The organism is Rhizobium sp. CB3090 (assembly GCF_029714285.1).
Classification (GTDB): Bacteria; Pseudomonadota; Alphaproteobacteria; order Rhizobiales; family Rhizobiaceae; genus Rhizobium.
Genome location: NZ_CP121663.1, coordinates 1,191,701 through 1,210,676, shown reverse-complemented (window position 1 = coordinate 1,210,676; position 18,976 = coordinate 1,191,701). Strand labels below are relative to the sequence as shown.

At 58.3% G+C, this 18,976-nt stretch carries 20 protein-coding genes; 8 read left to right on the top strand and 12 right to left on the bottom strand.

All coding sequences use genetic code 11. The features are described 5' to 3' along the window. From QA646_RS24310 to oiaX, 7 genes are all read right to left on the bottom strand, one after another. Nucleotides 1-1,065 (bottom strand): ABC transporter permease, encoded by a 1,065-nt coding sequence (locus tag QA646_RS24310; RefSeq protein WP_283059298.1) that lies wholly within the window; start codon nucleotides 1,063-1,065, stop codon nucleotides 1-3. Further along, nucleotides 1,062-2,612 carry a sugar ABC transporter ATP-binding protein gene (locus QA646_RS24305; protein WP_283059297.1) on the bottom strand — a complete coding sequence of 517 codons (1,551 nt, stop codon included), beginning with the start codon at nucleotides 2,610-2,612 and terminating at the stop codon, nucleotides 1,062-1,064. Before QA646_RS24305 ends, QA646_RS24310 begins: the two co-directional genes overlap by 4 nt. Beyond that, a complete protein-coding gene (locus QA646_RS24300; RefSeq protein ID WP_283059296.1) occupies nucleotides 2,609-3,253 on the bottom strand; it encodes a DUF2291 domain-containing protein in 645 nt (214 codons plus the stop codon). Before QA646_RS24300 ends, QA646_RS24305 begins: the two co-directional genes overlap by 4 nt. A 75-nt stretch (nucleotides 3,254-3,328) precedes the next feature. Further along, nucleotides 3,329-4,270, bottom strand: coding sequence for a D-ribose ABC transporter substrate-binding protein (locus QA646_RS24295; RefSeq protein ID WP_283059295.1), 942 nt, complete (start codon nucleotides 4,268-4,270; stop codon nucleotides 3,329-3,331). Nucleotides 4,271-4,347: 77 nt separating this feature from the next. Then, on the bottom strand, nucleotides 4,348-5,175 hold the full coding sequence (locus QA646_RS24290; RefSeq protein ID WP_283059294.1) for a phosphogluconate dehydrogenase C-terminal domain-containing protein: 828 nt from the start codon (nucleotides 5,173-5,175) through the stop codon (nucleotides 4,348-4,350). A gap of 94 nt (nucleotides 5,176-5,269) precedes the next feature. Then, nucleotides 5,270-6,613: a four-carbon acid sugar kinase family protein gene (locus QA646_RS24285; RefSeq protein WP_283059293.1), complete on the bottom strand. Its 1,344-nt coding sequence runs from the start codon at nucleotides 6,611-6,613 to the stop codon at nucleotides 5,270-5,272. Beyond that, on the bottom strand, nucleotides 6,610-7,869 hold the full coding sequence (oiaX, locus tag QA646_RS24280) for a 3-oxo-isoapionate-4-phosphate decarboxylase OiaX (protein ID WP_283059292.1): 1,260 nt from the start codon (nucleotides 7,867-7,869) through the stop codon (nucleotides 6,610-6,612). Before oiaX ends, QA646_RS24285 begins: the two co-directional genes overlap by 4 nt. A 182-nt stretch (nucleotides 7,870-8,051) precedes the next feature. Between oiaX and QA646_RS24275 the strand changes: the two genes are divergently transcribed. Together QA646_RS24275 and QA646_RS24270 are read left to right on the top strand one after the other, a co-directional pair. Beyond that, nucleotides 8,052-8,756, top strand: coding sequence for a transcriptional regulator NanR (locus QA646_RS24275; protein ID WP_283059291.1), 705 nt, complete (start codon nucleotides 8,052-8,054; stop codon nucleotides 8,754-8,756). A gap of 137 nt (nucleotides 8,757-8,893) precedes the next feature. Continuing rightward, nucleotides 8,894-9,451, top strand: coding sequence for an NADH-quinone oxidoreductase subunit B (locus QA646_RS24270; protein WP_283059290.1), 558 nt, complete (start codon nucleotides 8,894-8,896; stop codon nucleotides 9,449-9,451). Nucleotides 9,452-9,560: 109 nt separating this feature from the next. Here the strand turns inward: QA646_RS24270 and QA646_RS24265 are convergent, their stop codons facing one another. Next, nucleotides 9,561-10,196 (bottom strand): hypothetical protein, encoded by a 636-nt coding sequence (locus tag QA646_RS24265; protein WP_283059289.1) that lies wholly within the window; start codon nucleotides 10,194-10,196, stop codon nucleotides 9,561-9,563. Between QA646_RS24265 and QA646_RS24260 the strand changes: the two genes are divergently transcribed. Both QA646_RS24260 and QA646_RS24255 read left to right on the top strand, forming a co-directional pair. Further along, the gene (locus QA646_RS24260; protein ID WP_283059288.1) at nucleotides 10,183-10,461 is read left to right on the top strand and encodes a DUF982 domain-containing protein; all 279 of its coding nucleotides are present in this window, start codon (nucleotides 10,183-10,185) and stop codon (nucleotides 10,459-10,461) included. The two genes, QA646_RS24265 and QA646_RS24260, sit on opposite strands and share 14 nt — an antisense overlap. A gap of 132 nt (nucleotides 10,462-10,593) precedes the next feature. Next, nucleotides 10,594-11,244 (top strand): UdgX family uracil-DNA binding protein, encoded by a 651-nt coding sequence (locus tag QA646_RS24255; protein ID WP_283059287.1) that lies wholly within the window; start codon nucleotides 10,594-10,596, stop codon nucleotides 11,242-11,244. 23 nt (nucleotides 11,245-11,267) lie between these two features. Here the strand turns inward: QA646_RS24255 and QA646_RS24250 are convergent, their stop codons facing one another. After that, nucleotides 11,268-11,762, bottom strand: coding sequence for a BON domain-containing protein (locus QA646_RS24250; RefSeq protein WP_283059286.1), 495 nt, complete (start codon nucleotides 11,760-11,762; stop codon nucleotides 11,268-11,270). Nucleotides 11,763-11,963: 201 nt separating this feature from the next. Here QA646_RS24250 and QA646_RS24245 point away from each other — a divergent pair, with 201 nt between their 5' ends. After that, nucleotides 11,964-12,215 (top strand): DUF982 domain-containing protein, encoded by a 252-nt coding sequence (locus tag QA646_RS24245; protein WP_283059285.1) that lies wholly within the window; start codon nucleotides 11,964-11,966, stop codon nucleotides 12,213-12,215. Nucleotides 12,216-12,688: 473 nt separating this feature from the next. On the opposite strand, the gene QA646_RS24240 is transcribed toward QA646_RS24245, so the two are convergent. After that, nucleotides 12,689-13,126 carry a hypothetical protein gene (locus tag QA646_RS24240; protein ID WP_283059284.1) on the bottom strand — a complete coding sequence of 146 codons (438 nt, stop codon included), beginning with the start codon at nucleotides 13,124-13,126 and terminating at the stop codon, nucleotides 12,689-12,691. 449 nt (nucleotides 13,127-13,575) lie between these two features. Here QA646_RS24240 and QA646_RS24235 point away from each other — a divergent pair, with 449 nt between their 5' ends. Then, entirely contained in the window at nucleotides 13,576-14,616 is a 1,041-nt protein-coding gene (locus tag QA646_RS24235; RefSeq protein ID WP_283059283.1) for an alpha/beta hydrolase, read from the top strand. 128 nt (nucleotides 14,617-14,744) lie between these two features. Here the strand turns inward: QA646_RS24235 and QA646_RS24230 are convergent, their stop codons facing one another. Both QA646_RS24230 and QA646_RS24225 read right to left on the bottom strand, forming a co-directional pair. Then, a complete protein-coding gene (locus QA646_RS24230; RefSeq protein ID WP_283059282.1) occupies nucleotides 14,745-15,017 on the bottom strand; it encodes an Sf3a2-prov protein in 273 nt (90 codons plus the stop codon). 171 nt (nucleotides 15,018-15,188) lie between these two features. After that, entirely contained in the window at nucleotides 15,189-15,359 is a 171-nt protein-coding gene (locus tag QA646_RS24225) for a hypothetical protein (protein ID WP_283059281.1), read from the bottom strand. 227 nt (nucleotides 15,360-15,586) lie between these two features. Here QA646_RS24225 and QA646_RS24220 point away from each other — a divergent pair, with 227 nt between their 5' ends. Further along, a complete protein-coding gene (locus QA646_RS24220; RefSeq protein ID WP_283059280.1) occupies nucleotides 15,587-16,426 on the top strand; it encodes a Ku protein in 840 nt (279 codons plus the stop codon). A gap of 3 nt (nucleotides 16,427-16,429) precedes the next feature. Continuing rightward, nucleotides 16,430-18,967, top strand: a complete 2,538-nt coding sequence (gene ligD / locus QA646_RS24215) for a DNA ligase D (RefSeq protein WP_283059279.1) — start codon at nucleotides 16,430-16,432, stop codon at nucleotides 18,965-18,967. Nucleotides 18,968-18,976: the final 9 nt, after the last annotated feature.

Genomic DNA, 18,976 nt, shown 5'->3' with positions numbered 1-18,976 from the left:
TCAACCCGCCTTTGCCATTTGCATGAGTGTGACGCGCTGCTGGAGACGGCGTTGCGCCTGGTCGACGACCACTGCAATGATGATGACCAGCCCTTTGATGACCATTTGCCAAAAGGAGGAGACGCCCATCATCACCAATCCGTCTGAGAGGATGCCGATGACGAAAGCGCCGATGATCGTGCCGCCGATCGTCCCCCGTCCGCCGGACATGGAGGTGCCGCCGAGGACGGCCGCGGCGATGGCGTTGAGCTCGAAGCTTTCGCCGGTCGCCGGATGCGCCGCCATCAGCTCCGACGAAATGACGATGCCGACGATCGCAGCGCACAATCCGGAGAACATGTAGACAAAGATCTTCACCAGATCGACGCGAATGCCCGACATGCGCGCCGCGCGCTCGTTGCCGCCAACGGCAAAGATATGCCGGCCGATCGGTGTCGAGCGGGCGACATAAGCGGCGAGCAATGCCAGAACGATGAGGATCCAGATGGAAACCGGGAGACCGAGCAGCCTTCCCGCACCGAAGACATCGAAGCCGGTCGTGTCGAATTCCGGCCTGCCGACGAGGTTCGGAAAGGTCTGGCCGTCGGAAGACAGCAACGCCATGCCGCGCGCGATGTACAGCGTTCCAAGCGTCGCGATGAAGGGCGCAACGTTGAGCTTGGTGATGAGCAGCCCGTTGATCAGCCCGATGACGATACCGACGGCAAGGGTGATCAGCACGATCTCATAGAGGTTGAAGTAGACCGTATATCCGATCGGCAATTCGACGCCGTTGAGGATCAAAGCGCCGGTGACCATTCCGCATAGGCCGACGATCGAGCCGACCGAAAGGTCGATGCCGCCGGTGATGATGACGAAAGTCATGCCCATCGCCAGGAAGGCGTTGAGCGCAACGTGTTTCGACATCAGGATCATGTTCGCCGTCGAGGTGAAGTTCGGCGCGAAGATGGCGAAGAAGATGATCACGGCAAAGAGGGCAATGAAGGTCCGGAGCTTCATCAACGTCAGGAGAATGGAGCCGTTCGACCGCTTGGCCGCAAATGAAGAAGATGTATCCGCGGTCATGACGCGAGTTCCCTTGTATGTCCGTGTCCCTTGGCCGATGCGGCGACGATGGCCTCTTCCGTCGCTTCGTTTCTGTCGAAAACGGCGACCAACTGGCCGTTGCTCAAGACAGCGATCCGATCGGAAAGCGCCATGACCTCTTCAAGGTCCGAGGTTGAAAACAGGATTGCGAGACCCTTGCCGGCAAGCCTGCGCATGGTGCGAAAGACATCGGCCTTGGCGCCGACATCGATGCCCCGGCTCGGCTCGTCCATCAGAAGAACCTTGGGGTCCGTCATCAAAGCCTTGCCGATGACGACTTTCTGCTGATTGCCGCCGGACATCGATGTCACTTCGAAATCGGGATTGGGCGCCTTGATGGAGAGATCTCGGATCATGTCGCGAATGGCGCGCTTTTCCGCGCCGGCATCGATATGAAAGAAGCGGGCGAAGCGGCCGAGGCTTGCAAGCGTCAGATTGCTGGCGATGGAGAGCACCTGCACCAGACCCTCGCGCTGCCGATCCTCCGGGATCAGCGCCAGGCCGCGCCTGATACGGCGGGTCGTGTCACGTTCATGGACCTCGACGCCGTCGATGAAGATCTTGCCGGTGGAATGCATATGCCGGCCCATGACGCATTCGAAAAACTCGCTGCGGCCTGCGCCCATCAAACCATATATGCCGAGGATTTCACCGGCGCGAACGGAGAGCGAGACGTGGTCTACGGCAAGGCCGCCGGTCGGCCGCGGCAGACTGACGTCTTCTGCACGAAAGGCTTCCTTGCCGATCGCGTGGCCGCCGTCCCGGGCAAAATCCTTGGCATCCGATCCGATCATCGACCGGACGATCCATCTCGTATCGATATCGCGTACCATCGCCTGGCCGGTGATCTGCCCGTCGCGCAGCACGGTGATGTAATCGCCGATCCGCATCAGCTCTTCCAGCCGGTGGGAGATATAGACGATCGCGACGCCCTGCGCCTTCAGTTCGGCGATCACCTTGAAAAGAATGTCGACCTCAGCCGCTGAAAGCGCCGATGTCGGCTCGTCCATGATCAGGATGCGGGCATTGAGCGAAATGGCCTTGGCGATTTCGACAAGCTGCTGCTGTCCAATCGGCAGATCCTCGACCATGGTCTCGGCGCTGATGCCTGCATCCAGCTTCTTCAGAAATTCGTTGGCCTTGCTGATCTGCGCCTTGTGGTCGATGCCGAAAACGCCGCGAGTGATTTCGCGTGTCGTGAAAATGTTCTCGGCGACCGTCATGTTGGCGAAAAGATTGAGCTCCTGGAAAATCATGCCGATACCGCGCGCCTGCGCGTCGGCGGGACTGTCGAAATGGACGGCTTCGCCCTCCAGGAGGATGCGGCCGGCGGTCGGACGTTCTACTCCGGCGATGATCTTCATCAACGTCGATTTGCCAGCGCCATTTTCCCCGACCAGCACATTGACCGCGCCGCGCCGCAGTTCGAGGTTGGCGCGTTTGACCGCGACGATGCCCGAATAAACCTTGGACACGTCCTCTAGACGAAGGATGATGTCTTCCTGGGTCGTGTTGCTCATTGTCATTGTCCCAGCGTCAGCGCCGACGGGGTAATCAGGGGAAGCTGGCCCGATGCGGGCAGCGGAAATGCGCCGGTTACCTCGACCGTCTTTCCCGTCAGGCCGTCCCTCGGCAGAGCGGCGAGAAAGGACGTGTTCACCTTCTCATTGAAAGCCTTGCCGAATTGCGCCCATTCGATCTGGTTCTTGAATTCGTTGAAGTCGACGAAATCCAAAGCATCGCGTAATGCCGTGCCGCGGATTGCCGGACCGATTTGAACCTTCGCATCGGCCTTGCCGTCACCGTCGACATCGACGTCGAGCGTTGCGGCACGGGACGCCGTGTCGGCGGCGACAATCTTGCCTTTGAGCTTCACGGCATAGGTCCAAGGAGATGTGCTCTGCTTCCGCGGATTGCCGTATTTTGCGCCGGCCTCGTCCGGGTTCGATGCCGCAGCCTGCATCACCGCCTTGAGATCGCCGGCACGCTTTTCAAGGTCGGGTACCGCCTGCGATTGCCAGATCGCGTCGACCTTGGCCGCGGGATCGAAGGCGCTCTTTGCCGCCTGCGCCGCCTTTTCCTCGGCCGTCGGCGTCTTGATGATCTTACAGCCGGGCAGTGCTGCGGCCAATATGAGGGCCACAACGGCGCCTCTGATCCTCAACATGCAATGCACCTCATCTCACAGAAAACGTCAGGAGAGCGTGGCTTTGCCACGCCCTCCGCAATGCTTGGTCCGCCGTTAATTTTTCAGCGCGAAGGTCTCAAGCTTGTCGGCGTTTGCCGCCGTGATGAGAACGCAGTCCATGAGCTGCTTCTCTTCCTTAGGGGTCGTCTTGTTCTTGATGTACGCATCGGCCTGCTGAACCGCCATCTGGGCTTGTGCATAGGCAGGCTGCAACACGGTCGCCTTGATGCCGCCGGCCTTGATCGAGTCGCGCACATCGTTGGAGCCGTCGAAGCCGACGACGATCACATCCTTGCGGCCCGCAGCCTGAAGTGCGGCAATCGCGCCCATCGCCATGGTGTCGTTGCCCGAGATCACACCCTTGATGTCAGGGTTCGCCTGCAGGATGGTTTCCATCTTCGCATAGGCTTCAGTTTGGCTCCAGTTTGCCGATTGCTTGGCGACCAGCTTCAGGTCCGGATAGTCATCGATGACGTCATGGTAGCCCTGCGAGCGGATGCCGGCATTGGTGTCGGATTCCTTGCCCACCAGCTCGACATAATTGCCCTTTTCGCCCATCTGCTTGACGAATTCCTGCGCGCCGAGCTGCGCACCCTGATAGTTGTTGGAGACGATCTGGGCGGCGGCGACACCGGTGGCATTGATTTCGCGGTCGATGAGGAAGGAGGGGATGCCCGCATCCTTGGCCTTCTTGACGGCAGCTACGGTCGCGTCGGCACCGGCATTGTCGAGGATGATAGCCTTGGCGCCGCGGCCGATCGCCGTGTCGATCACTTGCGACTGCTTGTTGGCATCATCGTCATGCGTCATGACCAGCGTTTCGTAGCCCAATTCCTTCGCCTTGGCTTCGGCGCCGACGGCCTCCGCCTTGAAGAACGGATTGTCGTGGGCGGGCGTGATGATGGCGATCAGATCTGCCGAAAAGGCAGGCATTGCGGTGCCCAATGCAAGCGCGCCGGCAAAGGCGGCAAGAGTCAATCTGCGTGTCAGTTTCATGGTTTCCTCCCAATTATGAAACAGGCCCCATTCCCAGCAGGGCGAAGAAGAGAGGGGCGAGCCCTCCCGGGATTTGGTCAGGTGATGCGGCGGATGCTTTCTGCGATCTCCTGGGGCTCGAAAACTTTCTTCCAGTCGTCGCGCATCAGGGCCGGGATGCCGAATTCGATCGCCTTGTTGCAGGCATCCGAAAACACACCCTCGACCTGGTTGAAGATCACGGCGCCGAGGACATTCATGTGGCCAAGCAGGAAATCGCGAGCAGCCTGTTCCGGCACACCGCGCGCGACGCACTCGTCCATGGCCTGCCGCATCACGACGAGCAGCGATGCGCACACGGTTTCCGAGAGCCCCGGTTCGAGCATCGCCATCTGCTCGACAGTTACCCGATGCGAGCGCATGACCGGCGCCCAGATGATCTTGGCGATCTCCTCCCCGAGCGCATAGGCAGCTTCCGGCCCTTGCATCAGCGCGGACACGATATGCTGCTTGGCGAACAGGCCGCCGAAGTGGTCGTTCTTCGCCTGCATATCGGTTTCGTCGTTGAAGATCGGCGGATGGCAGGGGTGGGTGACGAAATAGGTGAGGTCATCGCGCTTCGGCAGGTGGCCCGCAAAAGGTGCTGCGGCATCGAGCGCGACCACCATTGTTCCGGGTTTCAGCTTGTCGACGATCCCGGCGGCGACCTTGCCGATGGCCGTGTCCGGCACGGCCAAAATGACGACTTCGGCGCCATTGAGGGCTTCATCAACAGACACGCATGACAGACCGAGATCGTTCTTCAGGCGCGCCTTACCGGCATCGCTTACCTCGACATGGCGAACATCAAAGCGCGAACCCTTGAGGTTTTTGGCGAGCCGGTACCCCATTTTCCCACCGGCACCGAAAAGAGCAATTGCAGTCATGTTTTCTTCCTCGTCGATTTCAAATTGTGGTATCGCAAGTGGTATAATGAGTCAATGATCACTCCATTATCCGAAATGTATAAACCTCATTTTTCTAAGCGCTGCTTCCATCGCGGATCTGCAGGAAATAGCCATTGGTTCCCACCTGCCCGCCTTTCAGCGCGATCTGCAGTCCATTGGTCGGGGCGTAGCTGCCGTGAGCCATGCAGAGCGGCGACCCTGGTGTCTGTGGAAGAGGGAGTAGCGTCGTCAGTGCTTCGACGCGCAATTCCCTGAGCGCATGGCTCGATGTGTCGCCGCCGGCGATGACCGCGCGGCCCAGCTTTTCGCTTTCAACCAGGCGCCGCAGGATGATGCCAAGGGCCTGTCCGAGCCGATGCCGGGCGCCGGGAACGCGGTCAATCGCGCTGCCGCGGTCGGCGGAAGGGCCAAGCGCCGTATGCAGGATGACGCTGTGGCCTGTCTTCAGGCCGGCAATGCCGGCATGGACGGCATCGTCGATCGCCCGGTCACCGCTTTCGCCGACAAGCGCCAGAGGATCGAGATCGATGCCATCGAAACCATCCGTCATTGCGTGACGTATCTGCCTTTCCGTCGTCGGCGAGACGCTGCCCGAGACGACGGCCAGGCGTTCGACCTTTCCGGGCGAGGCAAAAACAGGACGCTCGCCAATCAGACCTTCGCGACGCCAAGCATTCAGAAGCGCGTATTCGATGCCGGAAGAGCCGGCGACGAAGGGTCCGTCCTTTGCTGCGCGGCGCCAAAGCTGAGTTCCCGCAGCGGCCTGTGTTTCGGCGCTGTCGACGTCGATCAGTATGATTCCGGCTGTTTCGGCCGCACATTCGTCGACCCGATCATTCGCATCCGTGGCCATCAGGGTCACGACATCAACAAGGCTGACGGGGAGGGAGGTCTGCTTGCCGAGATGCAGCGTCAGATCGGCTTCATCCATCGGTGTGACCGGATGGCGGCTCATGACCGGATGGCGATCGATGCGGTAGACTCGGCCTTGATAGGCTGCGAAAAGATGGCCGAAGGCTGTATAGCGTTTGAGCTGCGGCGCACCAACGACGACCGGCACGGAGGATTGCGAAAAAAGCTCCCTGCCGATTTCGATCGCCTTGCCGATATTGCCGATCGCCGGACTGGAATCGAAGGTGGAGCAGACCTTATAATGGCATATCTTCGCTTCGAGCCCCTTAAGCCATCGCAATGCCGGAACAAGATGCTGTTGCATCCACTCCGGGGTCTCGCTGCGACTTGTGCCGGCAATGCCGATCGCCCGGCATTGGCTGAAGCGCTCCAGCAGCGCAGCATCCGGAATGCCAAGAAAAAGCACCGTCGGAACGCCGTTCGAAGCCAGAGCTTCCATCACGTCGGTCGAGCCGGTGAAATCGTCCCCGTAATAGCTGATCAGAAGATTGCCCGTCGCCATCATGCGCCTTTGCCGTCACTGAATTTTGCGATCGAAGCGGCGAGTTCCGGATGGTCCTTCGCATAGACCTCGAGCGGGATGTCTGCGACGGCGGCCTGCCACGCCTGTTGGATCGCACGGACGCCGGCGGCTGGTCCGAAAGGGTGGCTGACGATGCCGCCGCCGCAGAGATAGAGCAGATCGGTGGTGCGGCCGGTCCGCTGGTAGGTCTCCGGCGCTTGGCCGCCCCATTGACCCGAGCCGGCAACGGGGAGCGGGCAATCGGACGGATCGAACAGCGGCGCGCTGACGGCCTTGAAGGACTCGACGAAGCTTTCGTCCGGCTCCCAATATTTGACGCGTATGCCGTTGATCTGAAATTGATCGACGCCGAGCAAACGCCAGAACTGCTGATAGACCTTGAAATCCATGCCCGCGCCCGGATGGCGCGTCAGCACGTCCCAGCCGTTACGATGGGCATGCAGCACCAGCCCGGAGCGCTTGCGAAGGAAGCTCATGCCGCCGAAACCGATGGAGTTGATGTTGACGACCGCACAATTGCCGCCGGCCTTCAGGACGAGATCGTGGTTGCGCATCATCTCGTCAGGGTCGGCGTGGGAAATGCCGAAGGCATACATCACCTTCTTGCCGGTCTTCTGCTCGTGATCGAGGATCAGCGGCATCATCGCCTCGACACGCTCCTTCAGAGGCGAGTAAGCGGGGCTCATCAGCTTTTCATCGTCCTTGATGAAATCCACGCCTGAGCGGATGAGCTCGCCGACCAGTTCGGCCGTCTCGGCGGGGCGAAGGCCGAGCGCCGGTTTGACGATCGTACCGATGATGGGACGTCCTTCTACGCCCGTCAGGTGCTTGCTGCCGGCAACACCGAATTGCGGACCCGGATGCACGCCGTAAAAGGCCCCCGGCAGCTTCATGTCGACGATACGAATACCCGTCATGCCTTTGATCGAGTAGACGCCGCCGATCGCGATCGTCATCAGCGCGGAAAGATCGGTGCCGATGGCATCGAGCGGAAAGGCGATGTCGACATCAGCGCGATGAAGAGGACCGTGCCCGGCGGCAACTTCGGGCCATGTCGGCCGCTCGGCATCTTCCAGCCGCCGAATACCCAGGACTCGTGCCGCCACCCGCGATTTCAGCTCTTCGGTTTCTCCGGGAACCGGCACGAAGGTGCCCGTCGACTGATCGCTGGCAATCTTGTCGGCCATCGCTTCGATGTGGCCGGCGGTCTCGATGCGGTAGGTAATGGTAATGCTCATAAGCAGCCGTTGCTCCTCTCGCCAACGATTTTGTCGTGGCGTCAACTCGTGATCTGGTATAATGAGTATTCCAATTTGTGCAACGATTTTTTTGTTCAGGAGGCCTAACTCGTTCCGAACGGGCTTTCTCGGCGCTGTCTGACATTGCATAAGGGAGAAAAGCTTTGAGCCAGCGAGATGCCATGAGCCAGCCAGTCGAACAGATCGTACGTCGGAAGCTCTCCGACGAAGTATTCGACCGATTAGAGCGGTTGATCACGTCCGGAGAACTCAAACCCGGCGACGAGATGCCGTCCGAGCGTGTTCTCATGGAGCGCTTCGGTGTCGGGCGTCCGGCGATCCGCGAGGCGATGCAGTCGCTTGCCAATATGGGATTGGTCAGCATCTCGCATGGGGAGCGGGCGAAAGTGCTGCAGCTGACCGCGAAATCGATTTTCCGGCAGGTCGATTTGACGGCGAAGATCATGCTGTCGCAGTCTTCGGACTCTCTCGAGCATCTGAAAAGCGCGCGCATATTCTTCGAGCGCGGCATGGCCCGGGAGGCCGCACCGCGCGCAACCGAAAAAGATATCGCCGACCTCAGGGATATTATCGAACGCCAGCGGGCCTCCCTGGGGCGTGCCGAGGAATTCATTTCGGCCGACATGCAGTTTCACACCCGGATTGCCCAGATTTCCGGAAATCCGATCTTCGTCGCGGTCAGCGAGGCGATGCTGGCGTGGCTGAAGACCTACCATACCGAGATGCTTATCTGGACCGGCAAGGAAAAGTTCACGCTTGTGGAGCATGAAGAAATATTGGAACGGCTTTCCGTCCATGATGCCGATGGTGCAGAAGCTGCGGTCATGAAGCATCTGGAGCGATCCAGAGCCCTCTACACCAAATAGGCAGCGATCCGGATCCGACATTGCCGGATTCGGTTCCTATGACGACGTGCCGCGAAATGGCTGGAAATCAAAAGGCCACCTCCGGAACATGCTCCCCTTATTGATGTTAGGGGCATTGTTTCACGGAGGAACAAGCAATGTCTCCGCCTGATCACAATCAAAGTATCGGCAATTTCCAATTTCCTGGCGAAGCACCGCTGCGCGATCCTCTTATGGGTACCTTCAGCAATGAGCTTGCCGATAAAGGGTTTCTGGTCACAAGCACCGATGAACTCATCACCTGGGCGCGAACGGGATCGCTAATGTGGATGACGTTCGGGCTCGCCTGTTGCGCAATCGAGATGATGCAGATGTCGATGCCGCGTTATGATGTCGAGCGCTTCGGCACCGCGCCACGCGGCAGTCCAAGACAATCGGACCTGATGATTGTGGCGGGAACCCTATGCAACAAGATGGCCCCGGCACTTCGCAAGGTCTACGACCAGATGCCTGAACCCCGCTATGTGATCTCGATGGGCTCATGTGCCAATGGCGGCGGTTATTATCATTACTCCTATTCCGTCGTTCGGGGCTGCGACAAGGTGATCCCTGTCGATATCTATGTACCAGGGTGCCCTCCGACGGCGGAAGCGCTGCTCTATGGCATCCTGCTCCTGCAACGCAAAATCCGCCGCACCGGCACGATCGAACGGTGATCAAAACAGCCAAAAGAGTGTCTGTGAAGGCAGCTCTTACGACGATGCGGCGAAGGTCGGCTATGCGGTCGGCACAATCGAGAGCCACATCGCCAACCGCATGCTGCCTTCAGAGGTCCCGTTTTCGCCTGCCGAACAGTGCTTTGGCGATGTGTTCGATCTCAGTGGCTTTTTCGCACAGGATGAAGCCGGTAAAGCCGGCGGGAACGATGGGCGGGCCATAGCCCTTTGCGAATATATGGGGAAGCTTCAGCCTCTGTAGGGTTTCTACAATCGGAAATGCAAATCCGGCATCGAGATGCAGGTCAAGGATCACCGCATCCACTTTCTTGCCCTTGATGAGTTCGAGAGCGTCTTCGACTTTGCCGACAGGGCCGCTCAGGATAGCGCCAAGTTCCCGCAATTTTTGGCACGCCCCTTCGGAGAGGAAATGTTCGTCCTCGACGATCAAGAGCCGCTTGCCCGCAAACATCTGGCGATATGTCACCGTCGAGTCGTTCATATTTTGATCCAGAAACTGCCCCGCACATCGACGAACATTCAAGGGCAGCGGTTGTTCCCGAGCCGGCCAGACGATGTTGGTGATGATGAGGAATGCGATGCCTGCGCATGCGGCATGCAGGGATATCCCAGCACTGCACATGCAATGTCGTATCCAGCAAATAGCGCTCCATCCCGCGGGAACAATCATCCCGACGCCTTGTTTGGTGGGCAAGTGACAGGGGGAGCAAATGAACGAGATCATCGACGTCAAATTCAAGATGCTCTGGGACGCACCGGTTTGCGTAGCGGTAGGCGGCCGCTTTACCTCGCGCGTGAACGGACCTGAAGACGCAATTCATTTCCTGTCCGTCAGATGGCCGTCCGAAAGGGGCTCATCTTATGCAAAGGCAATGCAAAAATGCCTCGCAGCCATTTCGCACCGCGCCACCCTGGAGGCTGCGCGCGAAGCCTTTGTCATGGCCTGTCTCGAAGCGCATCTGATACAGGACGATGGATACGTATGGTGAAGAGATCGTCAGACGCGTTTCTGGCCCTCAGCCATTCCTGTCCTGGTCGTCTGGATCGATCTGATCTGATATGGAACAAACATACCGGCAATCGGTTGACGGATGTGATTTCAAAATTGCAGCGAGCCTCCCATGCTCGATAAACACCTCTTGCCCGATACCGGTCCCTCTCTTCGACCCGATCATGCCGATGCGCCAACGCTCGGCGAACTCCGGCACGACGCCGAATCCTGCACGCGTTGCGACCTCTATCGCAACGCAACGCATCTCGTCTTCGGTGAGGGGTCTGAAACCGCGGAGGTCGTGCTGGTCGGAGAACAACCCGGCGACAAGGAAGATCTTTCGGGCAGACCCTTCGTCGGGCCGGCAGGTCGCTTGCTAGATCAATGCCTCGATGAGGCCGGGGTCGATCGCGACCTCTGTTACGTTACCAATGCGGTCAAGCATTTCAAGTACCAGATGCGCGGTAAGAAGCGGCTGCATTCCAGGCCCAATGCCGGCGAGGTGCAGCGTTGCGCCTGGTGGCTCGGTGCCGAACTTGAACTCTTGAAACCGAGGCTTGTGGTTGCGCTCGGCGCAACGGCTGTATCCTCGCTGCTCGGATCGAAAGTGCGGGTGATGCGCGATCGCGGCAGCATCCTTCATCCACCCGGGCAGCTTGATATCCTGGTCACCATTCATCCATCGGCTCTTCTGAGGATCAGGGAAGCGGACGAAAAGGAGCGGAGCCGGCAGGCATTCGTCCAGGATCTGAAGAAGATCCGGAGTTTCCTGCGGCATTGACTCACATTCATCGCAGCGAAGCGCTATTCGTCGCCCGGAATGTGCGCATCGACACCGATCGTCCGAAGGTTGTTTTGAACCTCCACGACGCCGGGAATAGACCGAACGATAGCTTCGAGGTGACGAGCCAAGGGGATCGTCTCCACACTACCCTCCAACATCACAACGCCGCCCTCAGCCCGCACATCGAGGCTGTCGATGTCGAACCCCCTTTGTTCAAGCTGCTGGGTTATGACGGATTCCAACTCGTCGCTGTCGATACGATCGGTTGGAAGCGGTCCGACGGTACGATCCTCAGCTCGCTCCAGGCCGGTCTGATCAGCTGCATCTATGATGAAATCGCCATCTGGTTCCTCGTCGAAATTCGCTGAGGTATCACCATATCCCCGGTTCTCAGGGCTTTGCGAGGCACTTCCACTCCCGTCCGAATACGGCCAGCCGTCACGAAGATTGCGGTCCTCATAGTCGCGATAGTCTTCTTCGCGCGATAGTGGTTTTGGCTTTCGAGGTTGCATCATGTCGACCTCCTTTTCCTATGAAAGGTCAAACAAGACAGAGCTGATTTTGTTTCATCGACACCCGTCGGAGCAATTCCGATAAGGCGGGCATTCGGTTTTCGGAAGTTTTTTGCCATGCTCGAATGAATAATTTTTGATTGTCTCGCTCCTCCTGGAACCAAGGCGAAGAGTGTCCGTTTCACGGGCGGAGGAAACAGCTAGATGTCCAAATATCTGTGGAATCGTTCGGTGACGGTCGTCACCGGGGAGTGCCGCCACCACGTAACGATCAATAACACCGAACAGGCCCTTAAATTTCTTCTGCGTGAATGGCCACCGGGCAAAGCCGATCGCGTTCATGCCATGGCCAAGAAAACCTTGATCGGAAATTATCATAGCCAAGGGTCGGTGGAGGAAGCGTACGATGCCTTTTTAGCGGCCGCCGTTTCGGCTGGAATAGCGGTAAGGGATTGATGCAAAAGCAAATACGATAATCGCGACAACTTTCATGTGAAAATCCGCCGGAATCCAGCCGGCTTGGCAATTCATTCATGCCGTCGCCACTTGAAATCGAGAACGCCCAACCGTATCTAGGCTTCACTTCCCGTATTGATGGTCTGCTGCAGACGCCAGTCGCTGCGTTCCAGACCGTCCGGGTTGGAAAGGGCGCTCCCCGGAAGGGTTGAGCGCCCTTTCTCGTCATATGTTCGGATTCGAGCCGGAGGCCGCTTGCTCCCAACATTGCAGGCTTCTTATTTTCTCTCTGTAGACTGCTATTCGCGACAATCGTCCGCCAAGCGCCAGGCAAGGCGATCCTTGAGGGTCTGTAACCTCTCAGGGATTGCCAAGCCAACGCTCGGCTGCCGGTATGTCACTTTTGCGATGCAGCCAAGTTGGACACATCGTCAATGTCCGTCAGCCGGAGCCGGGATTGTCGAAAATACAGACTATATCGACAACGCCCTGCGCAAACGGGCAAACAGGCTCGGTGGCCGCCCGGCGACCAACGGACGAATGGAGCGTGCGACTACGGCAGAATTGACCGTCTCGCCGAAATGGCAGTAGCAGACAATTCCGTGCAGCTCATGATCCGTAAGTTCGAAGAAGCGCTTGGCTTCCCCGTAGCTATCGTTTTCCAAACCAGCGGCGCGAAGAACCGGATCTGCAAAGGCGACGGAGATCGGGGAGCTATCCGTCCGCATTGCCGCCCTGGTTTCGCTAGGCTGAAATTCGGTTTCGCGCAAAGTGGAAAGAAACTGTCGGGGACTCCGCTCGAGAAGATCTATCCAACGTTCCAGCCGTTGGCTTCGCGACATCTCTCGATTAAGGAAATCCTGATCGACTTTTGCAATTTTCTGCAAGTCATCGCGTGCATGCTGCTTCATCTCGGCCTCCTATATGGCGATAGTTGGTCCCCTTCGATGTAACACTTCAGCCCGCGTTAATGGTGATCCCAAAGAGACGAGATGTCCAGTCATCTTGGGATGCCAGACGATCTGTGGAACGAGAAAAATCACGCGCCGGGCTTCCCGTCCGTCTTTCAGCCGTGTCTGGACGCGATCGAAAGTTTGCATTTCGGCGCTGATACTGCGCCGCAGACGGTTGCTTTCTGTCGATCGGAAGGTTCGGAAGCAATTGAGCTGCAAGGAGGGGCGCATTTCCGTCGCGTCGGCCCAACAGCAAACAACAGTGCGGCCGGGCTCCTGCGGGGTTGTTGCCTGAGGCCTCTTGGCCGGCTCCCCTGCCGTATCCACCACGCTTGACTCGGACATCAATTCTGCGACGGTGGGACTGTTATGCTGCGTCTGGTCTCCACGGCAAAAAGGCTAATCGTATGAACGGATTTTTGTTTTTTCGCTTCATGCGCCTTTTTGTGACGGCGTCGGCCGCCACGCTCGCCTTGGCTCTTTCACCGGCGCTGCCGGCGTCAACGGCCTATGCGCTCGACGCCGCTTCACAGACGAAAGCCTCGAACAATCAGATCGATAAACTCATCGAGGCGTTGCGTCCGAGCTATGCCGCTCTCGACCTTCGCCAGCGGCGTGCCGCTTTCGAAAGGCTGATGGCGTCTACGCCGGATCCGACGCGTGTGCAGATCCGTCATCTCGATGCCAACGGGGTCAGGGCCGACCTGATATGGCCGGCACGACTGCACCATCCGATTGGCCGGCGCGCTATACTCTATCTCCATGGAGGTGGGTTCTATAGCGGCTCTCTCAGGACGCACCGGAATATAGCGGGCTCCCTTGCTAAGGCTGCGTCCGCCGATGTTCTCCTGGTCGATTACCGCCTGTTGCCGGAGAATAGGTTTCCGGCCCAGATCGACGACACTCTGGCTGCCTATCGTTGGCTCCTCTCCTCGGGATACAGGCCTGAGAACGTGGTGATTGCCGGGGAGTCCGTGGGCGGCACCCTGGCCATCGAGGCTACCCTGAACCAGCTTCGGATCAGGGGACCTTTGCCGGCGGCCGTGGTCGCGATGAGCCCGGTGACCGATTTTGCTGGAGAGGGTGAATCCATGACCACGAATGCGGAAAATGATCCGTTCATGGGCAAAGCCGAGCTGGAGATTATCCGCAACGCCTATATCGGCGACAAATCTCCGGTCAATCCTGAACGATCGCCGCTCTATGCCGACATGAGCGGCTTTCCGCCCCTGCTCTTGCAGGTCGGTTCACGGGAGACGCTGCTCGACGACACGCGCCGGCTGGAAGACAAAGCACGCAAGGCCGGAGTCGATGTAACCGCGGAGGTTTGGCCGGGCATGATCCATCAATGGCAAATCTTTCCATTCTGGATAGAGGATGCGCGCAAATCGAATAGAAAAGTCGCCGAATTTGCCGTCTCTCACTTTGCCGACAGACCTGAGGAATGAGCAGTCAATGGCTGACCGGCGACGATGTCTTATAGGACGTCGTTGAAAATACACGGTGCGAACTCAATCAGGCCGCAATAGGCCGATGCAGTCTACAGCATCAGCGAAAATCGTTTATTGGTACGATTTCAATGCGGCGGCTTGTCGTCGCTCCTTATCTTCTGCCCATCCAGATAGCCGTGCTCATATGCCTTGGCGCGACTGCTTTCCTCGGGATAAGGATTTTTCTCGGCTTTAGATTCCTTTTTGCCGGCTTCAACCCCACGCTCATAAGCGGCTTCATCATCATCCTGTGCGCCACCATCTATTTTGGGCGGCTCTGCTGATGGTGGCTGGATGGGATTTGGAAGCCCCGCTTCCGTCGCGGGGAACGGGGGTGACTTTAGATCATATTTTGCCATGGCGTTGTCCTCCAGTGAGAAAACGCCATCGCCCCCTCGCGGTTCCCGAGCGATCCTATCCGCTTCGCTATATCGCAACTTGTTCGGCTGAAAGGTCGCTTACGCCGCGGATGTTCGTCATCTGCGCAAGACAAACGGCTCAGGCGATCGAGCAGCGTTCAGGTCGCATCATCAATCCAACTTGAGGGAAAGCTGTAAGCCGCGCGGCAAGGGCGGTAGCGGCCGGCTGATATCGACACGGCGCTTCCAGGCAGCGCGCCGCTCCTGTTCACGTTCCCGCAGCGCTTTCGAGACTGCAACAAAGGTCATGGCGCGTTCTATGACTTGCTCGGTTTTTGTCATGGATACCTCCATATGTTCACTATATGTTCTCATGGTGAATCGCGATAGTCAAGCGGTTGGTAAAGTTCCGCTGGAATGGAGGCTGGCTTGTCGATTGGGCCGTATCGCGTTTGCATCCTGTCTCCTTTTGAAAAGGAAACGGGATCGACGAACAAAACTGCTCGGTCTGCCGGAACAAAGCCTGTGAGATATCGTTCAATTCCATTGGTCCACCGGAGATTTGTCGGATGTCGCCGCGTGCGCAGTGGAAAGGTTATTTGCAATTCGGTCTGGTGACTTGCCCGGTGGCGCTTTATACTGCGGCGTCGACGTCCGAGCGTGTATCTTTTCACACCATCAATCGGGCGACGGGCAATCGTGTCCGACGCGAATTCGTCGACAGCAGCACCGGCAAACCCGTAGGGCGTGAGGATCAGGTCAAAGGCTACGAAGTCGGCAAGGACGATTATGTGATCCTTGAGCCCGATGAAATCGCCGCCGTTGTCCCCGGCAGCGACAAGACCCTTCACCTCCAGGCATTCGTCGCATATTCGGATATCGACGACGTTTATTTCGACAAGCCCTACTATCTCGCACCGAGCGATCGCGGAAGCGAGGAGGCTTTTGCACTGATCCGTGCCGGTATGCAAAAAAAGAAGGTCGCAGCAGTCGCGCGAACAGTGCTTTTCCGGCGCTTGCGGACCTTGTTGATCCGTCCCTATGACAAGGGCCTGCTCGGGACGACGCTGAACTTCGAATACGAAGTCCGCTCCGCGAACAAGGCGTTTGAGGATATACCCGATATCAGGATCAAGGGCGAAATGCTCGATCTGGCAAAGCATATCATCACCACGAAAAGCGGCATGTTCGACGCTCAGAAGTTTGATGATCGCTATGAAGCGGCCCTCACGGAACTGATCAAGGCGAAGATCGAAGGCCGCAAAATTCCCTTACGCAAGGAGCGCAAGCCGGAAAAGGTCGTCGATCTCATGGAGGCACTTCGCCAAAGCGCCGGCATCAAGGGAGAAAAGAAGCAGACCCCCAAACGAGCTGCTTCCGGTGCCTCCCGGCAGCGAAAGGCAGGCTGATCCATGGCGCTTGAGACCTATCATGAAAAGCGGGATTTCTCGAAAACATCCGAACCCAGGGGACGCATGCGCAAGACCGCCGGGCATAACAGCTTCGTCATCCAGAAACATGCAGCCCGCCGCCTGCACTATGATTTTCGCCTGGAGCTTGACGGCGTCTTGAAGAGCTGGGCCGTTGCAAAGGGTCCGAGCCTGGTTCCAAGCGACAAACGTCTTGCGGTCGAGGTGGAGGATCACCCGCTCGAATACGGCGATTTCGAGGGGACTATTCCCAAGGGTGAATATGGCGGCGGCTCGGTGATCGTTTGGGATCGCGGTACCTGGGAACCGGATGGCGATCCGCACAAGGGCTTCAAAAAAGGTCACATTGAGCTCGAGCTGCATGGCGAGAAACTTCACGGGCGCTGGCACCTGGTCCGCATGGCAAGACGCGCTCGGGAAAAGCGGGATAATTGGCTGCTCATCAAAGGTGACGATGAGGCGGCCCGCCCCGAGGGGGCGGATGATATTCTCGAAGAGCGACCGGAATCGGTGAAGACCGGCCGGTTGATCGAAGAGCTCGAAGGAGAAGAGCCCGGATGGTCTTCGAAGACGGGAAAGATCGAGCAGCCGGCAGCCAAGCGTAAGCAAGCCCAACGGCCGGCAGTGAGAACTCAGGCTGATCCTTCGTCTGTGAACAAGGCTAAAAAGGCGGCTTTGCCCGATTTCGTGCCGCCGACATTAGCGACGCTGACGAAGAAGCCGCCGAGCGGGAAGCAATGGCTCCACGAGATCAAGTTCGACGGCTATCGCTTGCAAGCCCGTATCGAAGACGGGCGCGTCAAGCTGCTGACGCGTAGCGGTCTCGACTGGTCGGACAAGTTCGGGAAAACGCTTCTGACCCAGCTCGCCGGCCTTCCCGTCAAGACGATGCTTGCGGATGGAGAATTGGTGGTCGAGACCGGTTCCGGCGCATCGGATTTCTCAGCATTGCAGGCCGATCTAAGCGACGGCAGGAGCGATCGTTTCGTCCTCTACTTCTTCGATCTCCTCTATCTCGACGGATATGATCTGCGCGATGCCCCGTTGATGGAACGAAAGAAAATGCTGGAGAAAATCATCCCCTCGGGGACCGGCAAACTCCGCTTCAGTAGCGATTTCGATGCTGATGGCGACCTGATGCTGGAACATGCCTGCCGCCTGAGCCTGGAAGGCATTGTGTCGAAACGTGCCGACGAACCCTATCGCTCCGGCCGCGGCAAAGGTTGGCTGAAATCGAAGTGTTCCTCCCGGCAGGAGTTCGTCATTGCAGGCTATGTACCCTCATCGACGGCGCGCAAGGCGATAGGCTCCCTCGTGCTCGGCATTTTCGAGAAGGGCAAACTGCAGCATGTCGGCCGCGTCGGCACTGGATTTACCAACAAGGTTGCCGAGGATTTGTATTCTCAACTCGAAGGTATGCGCACTGACGAAAACCCGTTCGAGAAACGCCTCAGCGCCGATGAAGCGCGCGGTGTTCGTTTCGTTCGTCCGGAATTGGTTGCCGAAATCGAGTTCCGCACATGGACAGGGGACGGTCTCTTACGGCACGCCGCATTCCGCGGTCTGCGCGAAGATAAGCCTGCGACTGAAATTGTCCGCGAGACATCGGCCGGTTCGGCTGTAGAGCCAGAGCTGCCGAAGCGGACGGTTGTCCTCACCCATCCAGACCGCATCTACTGGCCGGATGAGGGCGTTACCAAGGAAGGTCTCGCCGATTATTACACCGATGTCTGGAGATACATGGCGCCCTTTGTCGTCCAGCGACCATTGGCGCTGCTGCGTTGCCCCGATGGCATCAATGGCCAAAGCTTTTTCCAAAAGCATGCGTGGAAAGGCCTGAACAAGAACATCGTCCTCATCCATGATCCGAAGGAAAAGGATGAGGAGCCGCTTGTCAGCATCGATGATCTCGATGGCCTGATTGGCCTCGTGCAGGGGGGATCGCTGGAACTCCACCCCTGGGGGATCACGATTGCCGATTGGGAGCATCCCGATATGATCATCATGGATCTCGATCCCGGGCCGGGCGTGCCTTGGGAGCGGGTAATCGAAGCGGCGGAAGAAACGCGTGATCGTTTGAAAGAGGCTGGGCTGGAGACCTTCATCAAGACGTCAGGCGGCAAGGGTCTGCATGTCGTGTCGCCATTGAAACCAATAGCAGATTGGTTGGCGGTCAAGACTTTTACGAAATCCATCGCCGATCAGATGGCGGCGGACAGCCCCGAGCGCTACGTTTCCACCATCACCAAATCGAAGCGTCATGGCAAAATCCTGGTCGATTATCTGCGCAATCAGCGCGGTTCGACGGCCGTGGCGCCCTATTCGACGCGAGCGCGGCCGGGTGCTGCGGTCTCGATGCCGCTCGCCTGGGAGGAACTCAGCCCCGCGATCGGGCCGGCCTATTTCACCGTCAACAACACGCCCACCCGGCTCGCGGCGCTTCGGTCCGACCCCTGGGCAGATTTTCGGGCAGCCGCGGTACCTCTGGAAAAAGCAAAATCCAAGAGCAGAGCGCGGTAGATTCAAAAA